Consider the following 16,511-nt stretch of genomic DNA (forward strand, 5'->3'; position numbering starts at 1 on the left):
TGGTGCGCGTTTTGCAGTGTTTGCATTCATATTGCTCCTTGTCTTTTTTCCAATAATGATCCGTGCCTCCGCATTTGGAACAAACAACTCCTACTTGGTCGCGATATGCCTTAAACTTTTGCTTGCAACTTTCTTCGTCCGGAAAGTGAGATAAAAAATCGATCAGTGTCATTGCCTTATTTTTTTGCAAAGATAATTATTTCTGGGCAAATATACGGATATTCATATAATTATATGTCGAGAGGATATCAGAAAATGCTAAAGTCTTGCGGCTTGATTACCATGCCGAGACGAACGACGCTTTTGAATCTGTCGTAATCCAGCAGATTCTCACCGTATCCGTTATAATACTGGAGAAACAGATACTGGTTTTCATTCTTATGCAATTTATAGCTAAGTTCCCATTGCGTATTGAAGCTAAAGGATTTGTTACGCCACGTAGCAAGTATTCCGGCTTGAATCCGTCGGTTACTTGTACGGTAACTGAGTCCGAAGTGTCCCAAACCGTTATATCGGAGAATATCCCGGTTGTTCTCACCATCGATAATCGGTATCCAGGCTTTGAGCTGTAATTCCACATGCGGACTGGCCATCAAACTTCCGCTAAGCGATACTTTGTTCCAGCTACGCGAGGCTTCTCGATCTTTTCCGTTCGATTCGTGTTCAAGCATCAAAAAAGCCTTTCCGATATATCTATTCTGATAAACAATCAGGTGTCCGATTCCAATGCCTGGATTGAAGTTCATATCACGTATCGGCAGAGATTCTTCCAATACATTCCAAACCGTCTTTTGCGTAAACTGAAGAAACAAATAAGTGTCGAACGGCAATTTGCTTTTGGTCAGACGCTGGATCACGCTGATTTGAAATTTCACATTCGAGTTATCTGCTTTAATCTTCTGACCGACAGGGATGCCACCGATAAAATAATTATCCTTAAACACCCCGAAATACGGGCCATTTTCAATCATCGCACGCACACTGTCGGCATTATAATTCGTTCGTGTCGCCTCGATCCTCTCCCTGAGGACCGTTCGGAAACTGTCGATACGGCTCAACGCGCCCTCCCTTCCCGAAGGCTGCTGCGCATAGAGAGAACAATAACTTAACAACAAAAAGACAAATGAATAAAAAAATCTCATTTCCCAAGTACTTTGTTCTTAGGGGGTGTTGCGATAAATTCTTTCAGGTAAAGCGGTTCAAAATACGCCGTGTCGACCAATCTCTTCTCAAGGAAAGCCTCCTCGGCCAGTGGCACCATCGCTGCAGCCAATGGATAAATCTCGTCAAGAAAGACCGTATTTTCCGATGTAAGAACGGGCTGGCACTTCGTCGCACCATCGCCAAAGAAGCAGATGCGTCGCGTCTCCCGCCATGAGGCGTAACTTTCGGGTGTAATGATCTCTGCCCTTGTTTCCCGCACAAGTTGTAAACGGGCATTGTAAAGCGCCGAATAGACTTCCATTCGTCGGGCGTCCATCATAGCGCAATACAGGCAATCGGTGTCTCCGTGTTTTCGGATGGCTTCCGAAGCGAGCAACTCCAGGGTCGGCACGGCAATCAGGGGAACACCTGCTCCCACACATAATCCTTTGGCCAACGAAATGCCAATGCGCAATCCGGTGTAAGAACCCGGACCGGCGCTGACGGCTACCGCATCAAGCGCTCCCTTTGCCATGAGCAGGGCTTCTTCGACAAACAGACCTGCCAAAGACGCATGCGAAGGCCCTTCAAACGATACTTTCTCAAAAACGATTCCCCCTCCTTCGGATAAAGCGACGGAACAAACCTTAGTCGATGTCTCGATATGTAATATTCTCATTTCTTGATCATGATTTTCGGACAACAAAGGTATCATAAAATCGAAAATGATGTACCCAACGAGTAAAAATACATACGGGCAGATTGCGAATTCTTCCTCCTGTCAAATCATTATCGGTTTACCGGCCAACAACCGCCATTTTGTCATATTCTTACCAGTGGCATTTTATTTGTCGTTTGTTTGAAGACGACAAGATAAACAGTCGAAAAACAAAAAAGAAGGAGGAAAAACAAATGAATCTGAATAATTTTACAATCAAATCACAGGAAGCGGTGCAAAAGGCGGTCGAGTTGGTCAGGATGCAGAACCGGCAAAGTATCGAAGCCACAGACCTGTTAAAAGCCGTTATTCTGACAGGAGAAAGTATGATGCAGTTTCTGTTTCAGAAGCTGGGCATTCACGCCGCGGGCTTAAATCAGCTGTTAGACCGCAAACTCGAGTCGTATCCGAAAGTAACGGGAGGCGAGCCTTACCTGAGTCGTGAAGCCAACGCGGTACTGCAAAAAGCCATCGATTACTGCGGGAAGATGGGCGACCAGTATGTTTCGCTCGAACATATCGTATTGGCGCTGCTTACGGAACAAAGCGACGCATCGCAGATGCTCAAAGACGCCGGCATGACCGAGAAAGAGCTGCGTGCCGCTATCGAAGAGTTAAGGAAAGGCAACAAAGTGACGAGTCAATCGGCCGAAGACACCTACGATTCGCTGAGCAAATACGCCATCAACCTCAACGAACGGGCACGGTCGGGCAAGCTCGATCCGGTGATCGGGCGCGATGAAGAGATTCGCCGCGTGTTACAGATACTGAGTCGCCGAACGAAAAACAATCCGATTCTGATCGGTGAGCCGGGAGTCGGTAAGACGGCGATCGCCGAGGGATTGGCACACCGTATTGTGCGGGGCGACGTGCCGGAGAACCTGAAGAGCAAACAAATCTTTTCGCTCGACATGGGCGCTCTGATTGCAGGAGCGAAATACAAGGGAGAATTTGAAGAGCGTCTGAAAGCGGTAGTCAACGAAGTCAGCCGGTCGGACGGACAGATTATTCTGTTTATCGACGAGATTCACACGCTGGTCGGTGCCGGAAAAAGCGAAGGCGCGATGGACGCGGCCAATATCCTCAAACCGGCGTTGGCACGCGGAGAACTGCGTGCGATCGGTGCGACGACACTCGACGAGTACCAGAAATATTTCGAGAAAGACAAAGCGTTAGAACGTCGTTTCCAAACAGTGACGGTCGACGAGCCGGACGAGGCCGACACGATCTCGATCTTACGAGGCCTGAAGGAGAAATACGAGAATCATCACAAGATACGCATCAAGGACGATGCGATCATTGCTGCCGTGCAGCTTTCGAGCCGTTATATCACCGACCGTTTTCTGCCGGACAAGGCGATCGACCTGATGGACGAAGCGGCGGCACGTTTGCGGATGCAGGTCGATTCCGTACCCGAGTCGCTCGACGAAGTATCGCGTCGCATCGCTCAGCTCGAAATTGAGCGCGAAGCCATCAAACGCGAAGACGACAAAGCCAAGCTCGAGCAATTAAGCAAAGAAATCGCCGACCTGAAGGAAGACGAGAAAAAGCAACTGGCTCGCTGGCAAAGCGAAAAGAATCTGATCGACCGGATTCAGCAGAACAAGATCGACGTCGAGTCGCTGAAATATGAGGCCGAGCGTGCCGAGCGCGAGGGCGATTACGGTAAGGTGGCCGAGATACGTTACGGAAAGATCAAAGCCAGGGAGGAGGAGAACGCAGCCATCCAGACTCAGCTCCATGAGATGCAGGGAAGCGCGGCAATGATTAAGGAGGAGGTCGACAACGAGGATATCGCCGACGTTGTGTCGCGCTGGACGGGCATCCCCGTCAGCAAGATGATGCAGAGCGAGCGCGACAAACTGCTGCACCTCGAAGACGAGCTGCACCGGCGTGTCGTCGGGCAGGAGGAAGCGATCCGTGCCATTGCCGACGCCGTGCGTCGCAGCCGGGCAGGGCTGCAAGACCCGAAACGCCCCATCGGCTCGTTTATCTTTCTCGGTACCACAGGAGTCGGGAAAACCGAGTTAGCCAAAGCGCTGGCCGAGTATCTGTTCGACGACGAGAACATGATGACCCGCATCGACATGAGCGAATATCAGGAAAAATTCAGCGCCACCCGGCTGGTCGGAGCGCCTCCGGGATACGTCGGCTACGACGAAGGCGGACAACTGACCGAAGCCATCCGGCGCAAACCGTACTCGGTTGTGCTCTTCGACGAGATCGAGAAGGCGCACCCGGACGTGTTCAATGTGTTGCTTCAAGTACTCGACGATGGCCGACTGACCGACAACAAGGGACGAACCGTGAACTTCAAGAACACGATCATCATCATGACGAGCAATATGGGCTCGGCGCTGATACGTGAAAATTTCGAGCGGATGACGGCTGCCAACCGTCCGCAGGTAATTGCCGCGACGAAGACGCAGGTACTCGATTTGCTGAAGAAAAGCATCCGTCCCGAGTTCTTGAACCGTATCGACGAGATCATCATGTTCACGCCTCTGGACGAGTCGGAAATCCGCCAGATCGTCGATCTGCAGCTGGAAAATGTACGGAAAATGCTGGCCGCAAACGGCATCACCCTGCAATTTACCGACGAAGCCGTGACATATCTGGCCGAGAGAGGGTACGACCCGCAGTTCGGTGCGCGCCCCGTCAAACGGGTAATCCAAGACCTCGTGCTCAACGAGCTGTCGAAAGAAATCCTTGGCGGCAAGATCGATCGCGAGCGTCCGGTCGTAGTCGGATTCGACGGCGGTGAATTGCATTTCAAAAATTAAACACATCTCTGCCGCGGAAACCGGGGTTCCCGGGGCAGAGTTCTTAAATTTATACCATAAATTGTAACTTTACATGAGTTATATTTTGTAAAAACAAATAAAAAAGGTATATTCTATTCTTCTGTTTCTCTTCTGCGGTATTGCAGGAATAAACGCCCAGAAAGCAGAAAAGACCGAACGCCTCGGCGTTCGTCCCTTGGGCCTCGGGCGGTCTAACCCTTTCGGGACGTTGAGGTGTTGAGGTGTTGAGTTATTGAATTGTTGAGCTGTTTAGTTGTTGAGCTGTTGAATTGTTGAGGTGTTGAGGTGTTGAGGTGTTGAGCTGTTGAGCTGTTGAATTGTTTAGTTGTTGAATTGTTGAATTGTTGAATTGTTGAGTTGTTGAGTTGTTTAGGTGTTTAGATGTTTAGTTGTTGAATTGTTGAATTGTTTAGGTGTTTAGGGGTTTGGGTGTTGAATTGTTGAGGTGTTTAGTTGTTTAGTTGTTGAATTGTTTGCTGACGGCTGTAACAGCCCTGAAAGGGCGCATTAATTCAGCCCAATGTGCAGCGAAGCGAAGCGTTGGGAAAACAGCCCCCCCCTCGGCGGAGGGCTGAAAGCCTGACGTAATTCAGTTGTTAATGGTCAATGGTTATGCCGGGTTATCCGAACGCAAATTTCGCAAATGAACGCGAATGGACGCAAATACACATAAACGAACGAAAAGTGAAAAGTGAAAAGTGAAAAGTGAATACCCGAAGGACTTTTCGTTTTCCTATAACAATTAACCATTGACAATTAACCATTAATTTGTCATTCCGAACACAGTGAGGAATCCCGCCCCGGAAAAGGAAAGAGATTCTTCGCTTCGCTCTGAATGACAAATATCCGAACGCAAATTTCGCAAATGACGCGAATGGACGCAAATACACATAAACGAACGAAAAGTGAAAAGTGAAAAATGAAAAATGAATACCCGAAGGACTTTTCGTTTTCCTATAACAATTAACCATTGACAATTAACCATTAATTTGTCATTCCGAACACCGTGAGGAATCTCGCGGGGTAAAGGAAAAGAGATTCTTCGCTTCGCTCTGAATGACAAAAGCGGGCAATTTCTCCATAAATTCGTCAAGTATTTGCCGGTTGAGTAAATCCAACCCTCCTCTTTTGAAATTATTTTGCGGATCAGTAGACTTTTCCGTAACTTGCGGCGTATTTAAATTGTTATATAGACACAAGGGCAGAAAGAAACGAACATTACAAACATTAATTTATTACATTTGCAATGAATATGAAAAGAGCAAATCTATGGGTGATGCTGATGCTTAGTGCAGCGATATTGCTCTCCGGTTGTGGGGCAAGCAACACCGCCAAAGGAACGGCTATCGGTGTAGGCGGTGGTGCGGCAGTCGGTGCGGGGGTCGGTAAGATTGCCGGAAATACGGCGCTGGGCGCTGTGATCGGTGCGGCGGTAGGAGGTGCGGCAGGCGCCATCATCGGCAAGAAGATGGACAAGCAAAAGAAGGAATTGGAGGAAGTACTTCCCGAAGATACGAAAGTGGAAGTGGTTGAGGAAGAAGGACAGGCACCGGCTCTGAAGGTAACTTTCGACTCAGGCATCCTGTTTGCAACGAACTCAAGCACCGTTAGCGAAGCTTCGAAGTCCGCACTGCGTAACTTAGCTACGAATCTGGAGAGAAACCTCGACACGAACCTCCGCATCGTAGGTCATACGGACAACACGGGAAAGGTGGATTACAATCAGACGCTTTCCGAACGACGTGCAAAGAGCGTATACGATTATCTGGTAGAGCAGGGAGTCAGCACGAAACGAATGATGTACGAAGGCAAAGGTATTCATCAGCCGGTAGCCGATAATACGACTGTCGGAGGACGCGCACAGAATCGCCGTGTCGAAATCATGATCAGTGCAAACGAAAAGATGGTAAAGGAAGCCAAGCGAGAAGCCGGAGAATAATTCTTTTTCACATCGAATTTACATTAATTTATTTAATAAACAGAATCTATGAAGAATCATATGGTGAGCTTCATATTAGCGGGGTGCTGGTTCGTATCTGCGACGGTTGCAGGCCAAGAAGCCTCGAAGATGGACCGGTTTATCGACGAGCTGATGAGCCGAATGACGCTGCAGGAGAAGATCGGTCAGTTGAATCTGCCTGTATCGGGAAATATCGTCACGGGTGAAGCTAAGAGCAGCGATATTGCGGCGAAGATTGCACGTGGCGAGGTCGGTGGGCTCTTCAATCTGAAAGGGGTTGCGAATATCCGTACCCTGCAAGAGATTGCCGTAGAAAAAAGCCGTTTGAAGATACCGCTTCTCTTTGGAATGGATGTGATTCACGGCTATGAAACCGTTTTCCCGATTCCTCTTGCGTTGGCATGCAGCTGGGACATGGACGCCGTGAAACAGTCGGCGCGTATCGCGGCTGTGGAGGCTTCGGCCGACGGCATCTGCTGGACGTTCAGTCCGATGGTTGATCTCTGTCGGGATGGCCGTTGGGGACGGATGGCCGAAGGAGCCGGCGAAGACCCGTATCTGGGCGCACAGATCGCCCGGGCAATGGTCGAAGGGTATCAGGGGCATGATTTATTTGCCGGGAACACCCTCATGGCATGCGTGAAGCACTTCGCTCTTTACGGAGCCTCGGAAGCCGGACGCGATTATAATACGGTCGACATGAGCCGGCGCACCATGTTCAACGATTACTTCCCGCCGTATAAGGCAGCCATCGACGCCGGAGCCGGATCGGTGATGACTTCGTTCAACGTCGTCGACGGTATCCCCGCAACAGGCAACAAGTGGCTGCTGACCGATGTGCTGCGCAATATATGGGGCTTCAAAGGCTTTGTCGTGACGGATTATACGGCCATTGCGGAGATGACCGAGCACGGCATGGGCGATCTGAAACAAGCCTCCGCGCTCGCACTTCGTGCCGGCACAGACATGGATATGGTCTCCGACGGATTTGCCGGTACACTCGAAGCATCGCTCAACGAAGGGACAGTGACACTCGAAGCAATCGATCGTGCCTGCCGGCGGATATTGGAGGCCAAGTACAGACTGGGACTGTTCGACGATCCTTACCGTTATCTGGATGCCCGTCGGGCCGAAAAGGAAATCTTCACCTCGGCGCATCGGGCCGAAGCCCGTCGCATAGCAGCGCAAACGTTTGTACTGCTCAAAAACGACGGCGGAATATTACCGCTTTCACGCAGCGGACGTATCGCGCTGGTAGGCCCGATGGCCGACAGTCGCTTCGATATGCCCGGAACGTGGAGTGTCGCCGCCCGTCCCGAAGGATACAAGTCACTCTACGAGGCAATGAAAGACGCCGCAGGCACGAAGGCGGAGGTCGTATACGCCAAAGGGTCGAACCTGATGCACAATGCCGGACTGGAGAAAAACGCGAAGGCTTTCGGAGGCCCGGAAAGAGACGGGCGTCCGGCGGAAGCAATCCTGCATGAGGCGCTCGAAGCAGCTGCCGGTGCCGATGTGATCGTAGCCGCTGTAGGCGAATCGTCGGGGATGAGCGGCGAATGCAGCAGCCGAAGCGACCTCACCTTGCCCGACGCCCAGCGCGATCTGCTGGCCGCCTTAGAAAAGACCGGAAAACCGATCGTACTCGTGTATTTCTCGGGCCGCAGCACGGTGATGACGTGGGAGAACGAACATATCCCGGCCATTCTTAACGTATGGTTCGGAGGAAGCGAAGCAGGCGACGCCATCTGCGACGTGCTGTTCGGCGACCGGGTGCCGGGCGGACGGTTAGTCACCTCCATGCCTAAAAGCACCGGACAGCTCCCCCTCTACTACAATCACTTGAATACCGGACGTCCCGAACGCCAATGGTTCTCCAAATTCCGCAGCAATTTCCTCGATGTAGACAACGATCCGCTTTTCCCGTTCGGCTACGGACTCTCGTACACGACTTTCTCATACGGTGAAGTGCGGCTCGACCGTCATACGCTGCACGAAGGCGGCAAAATCACGGCTGCAGTCGATGTAACGAACACGGGGGCATACGACGCCGACGAGGTGGTACAACTCTATATCCGCGATGTGGCAGGCAGTGTCTCGCGGCCGGTCAAAGAACTGAAAGGATTCCGGCGAATCAGTCTGAAACGCGGCGAAACGAAGACCGTATCGTTCGATGTCACGACGGACGATCTCCGCTTTTATAACGCCGACCTCGACTATGTGTACGAACCGGGCGAGTTCGAACTGATGATCGGCCGTAACAGCGCCGACGTCCAAACGGTTCGGTTTAGTCTTGAATAAAACAGGAACATCGCGTACTTTTTAGTGATCTTTGTAACGGATTTCATGAGTTTGAGACATCCATTTGTCATACCATACATTCCCGTCATCATGCAGCTCCTCCTTTTTTCATGCGGAGGCGCATATCATGACCAACAACTGCTGCATGAGGCGGGAATGTTATCGGACTCGTTGCCCGCAGATGCCTTGACAAAACTGCAAGCCGTCAATAACAGTGGAAACTTCAAGAGACCCGACTATGCAAAGTACGGACTGTTGCTTACCCGTACGATGCTGATGACGGGGAACCGGATTCCTTCGGACTCGCTCGTCAGTCTTGCGATTGCCTATTATCGAGAGACAAACAATTCTACCGCACTGTTCGATGCCTTGTACACCAAAGCGATGTTTTTCTTCTCTACCTCGGCGTATGACTCGGCGGTATATTAAAATGAAAGTATGGACAAGAAACATTTTCTTATGGCTTTTCTGCTATGTGGCGGAATGATGTTACCGGGATGCAAAAACGAAAAAGCAACCGGATTGAATGACATGGATGTGGTCGCTGAAAAAGTGAAAGTCGGCGACTCCGAAGTGATTTCGTGCGATCTGACGAAGCTCAAAGATACGGTCGATCTGCCGCTGAGCCTCTTTGCGGAAGAGTTACAGCTGGTCAAGCTTGATAACCGTGACGAAGCATTGGTAGGCGGTGGAGCAACATTCGTGAGCAAACATTATATTTTGGTGCGTAACAACCGTAACAATCCGTTCAAACTATTCGACAAAAGCGGCAAGTTTATCACCGCGATCGGAGCATTCGGACAGGGGCCGAACGAGTATCAGAATGTGTATGACGAATGGCTGGACGAGCAGAGCGGGCAGATATTCCTCCTCCCGTGGCAAAGCGACAAGGTATTACGTTTTAACTTGCAGGGTGAACCGCTCAACCCTATCCCGTTGAGATACCGTGTGCCGAAAGGCAAAATCTTTGTTGATGCCGGCGCGTCTAAAATCTCGGTTTTCATGTTGCCCTTCGCCGGTGCTCCTGCCGTGGCATGGACGCAGGATGTATCCTGCCAAATTTATCGTCGATAAGCACACGCTGAAAGGCGCATTCTACAAAATACACAACGACTATTTAGGCGATATACCTCTGGAATGGCCTACGTTTTATAACGGATATTATGTATGGAATGTGGATCCGGGCGATTTAATCGACCAATTGGATGCGCAGCTTAAAAACAACACATCGTTAAAAGAAAAAGCACGTAAACGTTTACAGGAGATTCGCAACGATATTCGTGAGAGCGATAACAACTATATCTTTTATGCGAAACTAAAGAAATAGCCCCCCCCCTACTCCCTCACATTTTAACGATGGATTGGATAGAATTTCTTCAAAAAAAAACAGGCCAGTCAATCTATTAGAAAAGGCGGATTCCGATATTCGGAAGTCCGCCTTTGGAATAGTTGCGGAGGCAAGATTCGAACTTACGACCTTTGGGTTATGAGCCCAACGAGCTACCACTGCTCCACTCCGCGATATAGCCTCAATTTTTTGTTTGAGGCTGCAAAGATACAACATCGTTTTGAAAAAACAAAATATTTCGTTTTTTTTCCTGTACATTCGTAAATTGCAACTTTTTTATCTATTTTTGCGCACAAATTCAACAGAAGTGTGCAGTTTATGTCCATAACCGTCTCCAAAACGCGTGATACCTTAGTTGATGTCGCTCGTCAACTCTTTGCTCGCATGGGGTATCATCATACGACAATGAACGACATTGCACAAGCTTCGCAAAAGGGAAGACGCACGCTATATACCTACTTCAAGAACAAAGACGATATCTTTTCGGCAGTCGTGGAAGCGGAGCTTAACAAGCTGCTCGAGATGCTGCTTGAAGTCGCCGCGAAACAACTACCGGCCGACGAGAAACTGATTTCTTTCATATATATGCGGTTAGATGCGGTCAAGACGATCGTATTCCGTAACGGAACATTGCGGGCTACGTTCTTCCGCGATATTTGGCGGGTCGAGAAAGCCCGTAAAAAATTTGATCAGCGCGAAACGGAGATCATCTGTAACATTCTGGAAGAAGGTGTCAAAACAGGTATCTTCCATGTACCCGACATCCGGGTGACGGCGCTGATTATCCATCATGCACTGAAAGGACTGGAGGTTCCCTACATCCGCGGACATCTCAGCGACTCGGAAAGAGACCGGATCATTGAGCGGCAGAACATGATGAATCTCATCTTCAATGGTATTAAAATCAAGAACAATGTATATTAACGCTACAGGATTTTATCTTCCTGAACAACGGATTCCCAATTCATTTTATACGGAAAGAGCAGGACTGACGGACGACTGGATTGTGCAGCGCACCGGCATAAAAACACGAGCGCGGGCGCAAGCCAACGAGAACATCAATACGATGGGGCTCGAAGCCGTACGAAACGCCTTGCCTTGGCTCCCATACGATATTAAAGACGTAGACCTCATCGTGGCTGCCACGTATTCACCGTACGACACCGTCGGCACAGCCGCTCATGTCGTACAGCACGCCTATGGAATTGAGAATGCCAAAGCATTCACCATCTCGTCGGCCTGTTCGTCGTTCGTGAACGCGCTTGAGATCATCGAAGGATATTTTGCTTGTGGGAAGGCACGCAAAGCACTGATTATCGGAGGAGATAAAAATTCGGCATACAGTAATGAGGACGATCCGAAGGCCGGCCACCTTTGGGGCGACACGGCCGTGGCTTTCTTTATTTCGAACGAACGCGTACATGAAAAGGACTACGAAGTGCTGGAGATTTACACCGAGGCGCTCGGTACGCTCGGGAAAGGCCCTGAAGGCATCCAGCTGCGTCCGCGCGACGGGGGAATCCGTATGCCCGAAGGCAAAGACGTCTTCATACAGGCGTGCACGTACATGCCTAAAAATGCCAAACGCCTGCTGGAAAAGAGAGGCTATACGTTCGACGATCTCAGCTACTTCATCGGACATCAGGCTAATCTGCGCATCTTGAAAAACATCGCAAACAACCTCCGCATACCCGACGAAAAAATCCTGAGTAACATCGAAGGACTGGGCAATACCGGCTCGGCCAGTTGTGCGCTCGTCTTCGCCCAGCATATCGACCGGTTCAAGAAGAATGACCTTGTGTGCATCAGTGTTTTCGGCGGCGGATATTCGGCCGGTGCCTGTCTCATCCGTATATAATTAATACACTATAAAGACTTTACGAATTATAAACCTTTAAAAATTCAATAAAAATGAAACTACTGGAAGGAAAGACAGCCCTGGTGACAGGCGCTGCACGAGGTATCGGAAAAGCGATTGCCCTGAAATTTGCTTCGGAAGGAGCAAACATTGCATTTACCGATCTGGCGATCGACGAGAACGCACAGGCGACGGAAAAAGAAATCGCGGCCTTTGGCGTGAAAGTGAAAGGATATGCCTCGAATGCGGCGAACTTTGACGAAACGCATCAGGTGGTCGAAGAGATTGTGAAGGACTTCGGCGGTGTGGATATCCTCGTCAACAACGCAGGCATCACGAAAGACGGCCTGATGCTGCGCATGAGCGAAGCACAATGGGATGCCGTCATCGCCGTCAACTTGAAATCGGCGTTCAACTTCATTCACGCCTGTCTGCCCGTCATGATGCGCCGGCGTAGCGGAAACATCATCAACATGGCTTCGGTCGTAGGTGTACACGGCAATGCCAGTCAGGCGAACTATGCGGCTTCGAAGGCCGGCATGATTGCCATGGCCAAGTCCATCGCACAGGAGATGGGACCGAAAGGCATCCGCGCCAACGCCATCGCTCCGGGCTTTATCGAAACAGCCATGACGGCAGCGCTGCCCGAAAACATCCGCGAAGAATGGATCAAGAAAATTCCCTTGCGCCGCGGAGGTACACCCGAAGATGTAGCCAACATCGCCGTGTTCCTTGCTTCCGACATGTCGTCGTACGTTTCCGGACAGGTACTTCAGGTCGATGGCGGAATGAATATGTAACGAGGGCGAAGCACACAAGCCTTCTCCCGAACAAAACCCGTATTATGAAACGGACAAACGATTTTCTTACGTGGTGGTTATGCCTTGTCCTGCTGTCTTTCTGCGTACCGATGAATGCACGGTATTCCGCGCCCGCAGAAAGCAGCGGCATGGCTACCTCCGGTAAGCTCGAACACATTGATCCGTTGCCGCGTAACAGAGACGCCGCACGGAAGATAGACCCCGTCATCGCGCGCTATCTGGAAGCCGTCCGTTCGGCCGGCCACGATTTGCACAGTGTCATGGTCGTGCAGCATGGCGAAGTAATTGCCGAACATTGGTTAGGCGATCATGCTCCGAATCAGCTGCACATCCTCAACTCCGTCAGCAAAACGTTTACTTCGATGGCCGTAGGCTTTGCCGTGGCCGAAGGGCGTATCCGGACGACCGACAAAGTCGTCGATTTCTTCCCCGATAAACTACCGGCAAACGTAGACGAAAAGCTGAAGAAGATGGAAATACGCCACCTGCTCACCATGTCGTGCGGACACGATACCGATCCGACATCCAACATCCGTCAGCATCGTGACAAAGACTGGGTTGCCGAATTTCTGGCCGCTCCGCTCGCGCATGAGCCGGGCCAGGTATTCGTTTACAACAGTCTGGCCACGTATATACTTGCAGCCATCGTGCAGAAAGTTACAGACGAGAAAACGGTCGATTACCTCCGCCCGCGTCTCTTCGATCCGCTCGGCATCGACACGGTGAGATGGGATGAAAGTCCGCAGGGCATCAACTGCGGCGGATGGGGGCTCTACGTCCGTACCGAGGATATGGCCAAGCTCGGACAACTCCTCCTGCAAAAAGGACAATGGAAAGGGCGACAACTGCTTCCCGCCACATGGATCGACGAAGCCAGCACTTCGCACATTGCTTCGCTCCCTGCCGGCGCACGCCGCGAAACGCTCAAAATTAAACCCGAAGACAGTGACTGGTTGCAAGGCTATGGTTACCAGATGTGGCGATGCCGACATAACGCTTTCCGTGCTGACGGCGCCAACGGACAGTTCATTGTCGTCCTGCCCGAAAAAGACGCTGTTATCGTCACTACGGCACACATCGGCGACATGCAAGCCGAACTGAACATGATTTGGGAACATCTGCTGCCCGCTCTGTAGTCGTGCAGCGGAACAAAGACACCTTTCTACGGATCAGAAACAAGATGCCGCGACATATCCGACGACCACATGACGTCGGCCCGATGATCTGTATGAAATCCTAAAAAACGAAACGTATGGAAGTCATCTACGAAGACAATCATTTGATTGCGGTAAACAAAAACTGTCATGAGCTGGTGCAGGGCGACAAAACGGGCGATACCTCGCTGGCCGATCTGCTGAAGACGTGGCTGAAAGAAAAGTATGCCAAGCCCGGCAATGTGTTTGTGGGTGTCACGCATCGCCTCGACCGTCCGGTGACGGGCGTCGTCGTCTTTGCCAAAACGAGCAAAGCGCTTGCCCGGATGAACGAGTTATTTCGCACAGGAGAGATAAAGAAAACGTATTGGGCTATTGTACGCAATCGTCCGCCCGAAGTAGAGCAAGAGTTGACACACTGGCTCGTACGCAATGAGAAACAGAACAAAAGCTACGTTTGTACTCCGTCACAAAAACGGGATGCGCGAAAAGCCGTATTACATTACCGCCTCCTCGCGCAATCCGAAAATTATTACCTCCTCGAAATCGACCTGCAAACGGGCCGGCATCATCAGATCCGCTGCCAGCTTGCGGCCATCGGTTGCTCCATCCGGGGAGACCTCAAATATGGCGCCGGTCGCTCCAATCCCGACGGGGGAATCAGCCTGCACGCCCGTCGCGTATCGTTTGTTCATCCGGTATCGAAACGACCGATTAATATCGTCGCGCCCGTACCGGACGAACCGCTTTGGAAAGCGCTGACGGAATAAACACACAAAGCGCCCACCTCCGACGGAAAGAAAGGAGGAGCTATTCCTCCCTCCTATCCGATCTTATTTCTTAGCAAACAGTTCTTCGAGCTTCTTATTTAACTCGTCGCCCATCAGGTTGCGTGCCAGAATCGTGCCGTCCCTGTCGACGAGGACGGTGCACGGGATGCTGTTCACACCGTAAAGTGCCGCACCGCCGGACTTCCAGCCTTTCAGGTCGGAGAGATGAATCCAGTCCATCTTCTTTTCTTTGATCGTTTTCAACCAAGCCTCTTCCTCCTTGTCGAGCGAAATGCCGACAATCTCGAACCCTTTCTTGCGATACGTCTTGTACGTTGCCGTCAGGTTCGGCATCTCATGCATGCACGGTCCACACCACGAGGCCCAGAAATCGATCAGCACGATCTTCTTACCTTGTCCGACGTAATCGGACAACTTACGCATTTTTCCTTTCGGATCGGGCATCTCGAAGTCGACGAATGTCTTCCCCGGAGCAACACTTTTCAGCACTTCAAGGTGAGCGACCATCGGGCCGATACCGGGAAGACTCATAAACGTCGAATCGGCTTTGGCGAAGATGGCTTCCTGTTCCCCTTCATCAATATAGTAGCGAAATTCGTGCAACAGCTTGGCTGCCGACAGCTTTGTCGGATTCGCCTCGATATACGCTTTCACGGCATTCAACACGTCCATATCAATCTGATACGCCTTCTTTTCCGCTTCCCGATCGCCTGCCCGGATGGCTTTCACCAAGTCGGCATACCCTTTGCGTGCGGTCGCAATCGACTCGCGTACAGTCTTGAACGCATCATTTTCCGGCGTCCCCGTCACATACGAAAACGTATCAAGCACGGCTTGCATTTTTCCATCCTGCAAAATGAAAAAAGTCGAGAATGCCGACGATTCGCCCGGTCGTGCCGCCTCCTCTTCTTCAAAAGAAAGTTTACAGAGCTGTCCATTCGTTGCAGCGCCCTCGAACGTAAACGCATTCTTCGAAATCAGCGCACTGTCAATCACCCCTCCTTCTTTCCCGAAAGAACTCAGATAGACGTATCGCCCTTCCACGTCCGTACGCGTCTCGGCAATCCGTCCCTCAATCACGTAACCGGCCTTTTGTCCGCCCCGGTTACACCCGGTTAAAGCGGCTATCGAAACCGCAAGTACAAAAATCTTTTTCATAACAACCATCTTTTAAATTTTCAATCCAATCTATCTACATTTTATATAACAATTTATATAACAATCACGGTACTCAATGGTTCTCCTCTATTTTTCCTTTTCTTTTCGGAGATTCCCTGACAAACGGGAGACAAAGATACGCATATAAAAACCAAAATTTGCAAACATCATCGGGGTTATATTATTTGTCCGACAAAAAAATCGTTTGAGATAACCAATACCCATTGATAGAATTATTGAACAACGCATAACCATAAACGCATCATTCGTTTTTCTCTTTGTGTTTTTTTATCAAAGAATTGTTGTTTTAAAAAAATCATTTATTTTTGCGCCGTAATTCAATATTATAGCAAAAATGAATCTATATCATTGGAATGTTCTTTCCCCATTGAGTATAACAGAAACGAAAGAGCCTCTATATAATATTTTCCTGTCTCCGTCACCCCATAATCTGT

At 50.2% G+C, this 16,511-nt stretch carries 14 protein-coding genes, 1 tRNA gene and 1 pseudogene; 11 read left to right on the forward strand and 5 right to left on the reverse strand.

Translation table 11 applies throughout. From position 1 onward, the window contains the following. From Tanf_RS14000 to tsaB, 3 genes are all read right to left on the reverse strand, one after another. The coding region (locus Tanf_RS14000) for a transposase (protein WP_161794924.1) at window positions 1-172 on the reverse strand (172 nt) is incomplete at its 3' end. Window positions 173-248: 76 nt separating this feature from the next. Continuing rightward, complete coding sequence (locus Tanf_RS00445; protein ID WP_014225497.1) at window positions 249-1,142, reverse strand: phospholipase A; 894 nt, start codon at window positions 1,140-1,142, stop codon at window positions 249-251. Next, the gene (gene tsaB / locus Tanf_RS00450) at window positions 1,139-1,822 is read right to left on the reverse strand and encodes a tRNA (adenosine(37)-N6)-threonylcarbamoyltransferase complex dimerization subunit type 1 TsaB (RefSeq protein ID WP_052448949.1); all 684 of its coding nucleotides are present in this window, start codon (window positions 1,820-1,822) and stop codon (window positions 1,139-1,141) included. The genes Tanf_RS00445 and tsaB overlap by 4 nt, the downstream gene beginning before the upstream one ends. Before the next feature lie 233 nt (window positions 1,823-2,055). Here tsaB and clpB point away from each other — a divergent pair, with 233 nt between their 5' ends. From clpB to Tanf_RS14560, 6 genes are all read left to right on the forward strand, one after another. Further along, a complete protein-coding gene (gene clpB, locus Tanf_RS00455; protein ID WP_046824553.1) occupies window positions 2,056-4,644 on the forward strand; it encodes an ATP-dependent chaperone ClpB in 2,589 nt (862 codons plus the stop codon). 1,273 nt (window positions 4,645-5,917) lie between these two features. Continuing rightward, window positions 5,918-6,604 (forward strand): YiaD family glycine zipper/OmpA-like lipoprotein, encoded by a 687-nt coding sequence (locus Tanf_RS00460; RefSeq protein ID WP_046824554.1) that lies wholly within the window; start codon window positions 5,918-5,920, stop codon window positions 6,602-6,604. A 48-nt stretch (window positions 6,605-6,652) separates the two neighbouring features. Next, window positions 6,653-8,926: a beta-glucosidase BglX gene (gene bglX / locus Tanf_RS00465; protein ID WP_080948511.1), complete on the forward strand. Its 2,274-nt coding sequence runs from the start codon at window positions 6,653-6,655 to the stop codon at window positions 8,924-8,926. Window positions 8,927-8,971: 45 nt separating this feature from the next. Next, the gene (locus Tanf_RS00470; RefSeq protein ID WP_140230662.1) at window positions 8,972-9,355 is read left to right on the forward strand and encodes a hypothetical protein; all 384 of its coding nucleotides are present in this window, start codon (window positions 8,972-8,974) and stop codon (window positions 9,353-9,355) included. 9 nt (window positions 9,356-9,364) lie between these two features. Beyond that, window positions 9,365-10,000 (forward strand): DUF4934 domain-containing protein, encoded by a 636-nt coding sequence (locus tag Tanf_RS00475; protein ID WP_087879722.1) that lies wholly within the window; start codon window positions 9,365-9,367, stop codon window positions 9,998-10,000. Continuing rightward, window positions 9,972-10,253: a hypothetical protein gene (locus Tanf_RS14560; protein WP_046824513.1), complete on the forward strand. Its 282-nt coding sequence runs from the start codon at window positions 9,972-9,974 to the stop codon at window positions 10,251-10,253. Before Tanf_RS00475 ends, Tanf_RS14560 begins: the two co-directional genes overlap by 29 nt. A 122-nt stretch (window positions 10,254-10,375) precedes the next feature. Here Tanf_RS14560 and Tanf_RS00485 read toward each other — a convergent pair. After that, window positions 10,376-10,447 (reverse strand) — tRNA-Met (locus Tanf_RS00485). A gap of 145 nt (window positions 10,448-10,592) precedes the next feature. On the opposite strand from Tanf_RS00485, the gene Tanf_RS00490 reads away from it, so the two are divergent. The 5 genes and pseudogenes from Tanf_RS00490 (at window position 10,593) to Tanf_RS00510 (ending at window position 14,877) form a co-directional block, all read left to right on the forward strand. Then, the gene (locus Tanf_RS00490) at window positions 10,593-11,198 is read left to right on the forward strand and encodes a TetR/AcrR family transcriptional regulator (RefSeq protein WP_041590844.1); all 606 of its coding nucleotides are present in this window, start codon (window positions 10,593-10,595) and stop codon (window positions 11,196-11,198) included. Further along, window positions 11,188-12,132 carry a 3-oxoacyl-ACP synthase III family protein gene (locus Tanf_RS00495; protein WP_014225485.1) on the forward strand — a complete coding sequence of 315 codons (945 nt, stop codon included), beginning with the start codon at window positions 11,188-11,190 and terminating at the stop codon, window positions 12,130-12,132. The genes Tanf_RS00490 and Tanf_RS00495 overlap by 11 nt, the downstream gene beginning before the upstream one ends. Window positions 12,133-12,185: 53 nt before the next feature. Continuing rightward, on the forward strand, window positions 12,186-12,932 hold the full coding sequence (gene fabG, locus Tanf_RS00500) for a 3-oxoacyl-[acyl-carrier-protein] reductase (protein WP_046824514.1): 747 nt from the start codon (window positions 12,186-12,188) through the stop codon (window positions 12,930-12,932). A 185-nt stretch (window positions 12,933-13,117) separates the two neighbouring features. Beyond that, a pseudogene (locus Tanf_RS00505) lies at window positions 13,118-14,089 on the forward strand (serine hydrolase domain-containing protein); the annotation flags it as partial. 116 nt (window positions 14,090-14,205) lie between these two features. Continuing rightward, window positions 14,206-14,877: an RluA family pseudouridine synthase gene (locus Tanf_RS00510; protein ID WP_046824515.1), complete on the forward strand. Its 672-nt coding sequence runs from the start codon at window positions 14,206-14,208 to the stop codon at window positions 14,875-14,877. Window positions 14,878-14,940: 63 nt separating this feature from the next. Here Tanf_RS00510 and Tanf_RS16215 read toward each other — a convergent pair whose 3' ends face one another. After that, complete coding sequence (locus tag Tanf_RS16215) at window positions 14,941-16,056, reverse strand: TlpA disulfide reductase family protein (RefSeq protein ID WP_046824516.1); 1,116 nt, start codon at window positions 16,054-16,056, stop codon at window positions 14,941-14,943. Between the last annotated feature and the right edge of the window lie 455 nt (window positions 16,057-16,511).

The sequence above is a fragment of the Tannerella forsythia genome, from assembly GCF_001006485.1.
Classification (GTDB): domain Bacteria; phylum Bacteroidota; class Bacteroidia; order Bacteroidales; family Tannerellaceae; genus Tannerella; species Tannerella forsythia.

Excerpts from the sequence above, each read along its gene's own strand:
- fabG (WP_046824514.1), top strand. The coding sequence starts at position 12,186 with ATGAAACTACTGGAAGGAAAGACAGCCCTGGTGACAGGCGCTGCACGA.
- Tanf_RS00470 (WP_140230662.1), top strand. The coding sequence starts at position 8,972 with ATGAGTTTGAGACATCCATTTGTCATACCATACATTCCCGTCATCATG.
- Tanf_RS00495 (WP_014225485.1), top strand. The coding sequence starts at position 11,188 with ATGTATATTAACGCTACAGGATTTTATCTTCCTGAACAACGGATTCCC.
- Tanf_RS00510 (WP_046824515.1), top strand. The coding sequence starts at position 14,206 with ATGGAAGTCATCTACGAAGACAATCATTTGATTGCGGTAAACAAAAAC.
- tsaB (WP_052448949.1), bottom strand. The coding sequence starts at position 1,822 with ATGAGAATATTACATATCGAGACATCGACTAAGGTTTGTTCCGTCGCT.
- Tanf_RS00475 (WP_087879722.1), top strand. The coding sequence starts at position 9,365 with ATGGACAAGAAACATTTTCTTATGGCTTTTCTGCTATGTGGCGGAATG.
- Tanf_RS00445 (WP_014225497.1), bottom strand. The coding sequence starts at position 1,142 with ATGAGATTTTTTTATTCATTTGTCTTTTTGTTGTTAAGTTATTGTTCT.
- Tanf_RS00460 (WP_046824554.1), top strand. The coding sequence starts at position 5,918 with ATGAAAAGAGCAAATCTATGGGTGATGCTGATGCTTAGTGCAGCGATA.
- bglX (WP_080948511.1), top strand. The coding sequence starts at position 6,653 with ATGAAGAATCATATGGTGAGCTTCATATTAGCGGGGTGCTGGTTCGTA.
- Tanf_RS14560 (WP_046824513.1), top strand. The coding sequence starts at position 9,972 with ATGTATCCTGCCAAATTTATCGTCGATAAGCACACGCTGAAAGGCGCA.
- clpB (WP_046824553.1), top strand. The coding sequence starts at position 2,056 with ATGAATCTGAATAATTTTACAATCAAATCACAGGAAGCGGTGCAAAAG.
- Tanf_RS16215 (WP_046824516.1), bottom strand. The coding sequence starts at position 16,056 with ATGAAAAAGATTTTTGTACTTGCGGTTTCGATAGCCGCTTTAACCGGG.
- Tanf_RS00490 (WP_041590844.1), top strand. The coding sequence starts at position 10,593 with ATGTCCATAACCGTCTCCAAAACGCGTGATACCTTAGTTGATGTCGCT.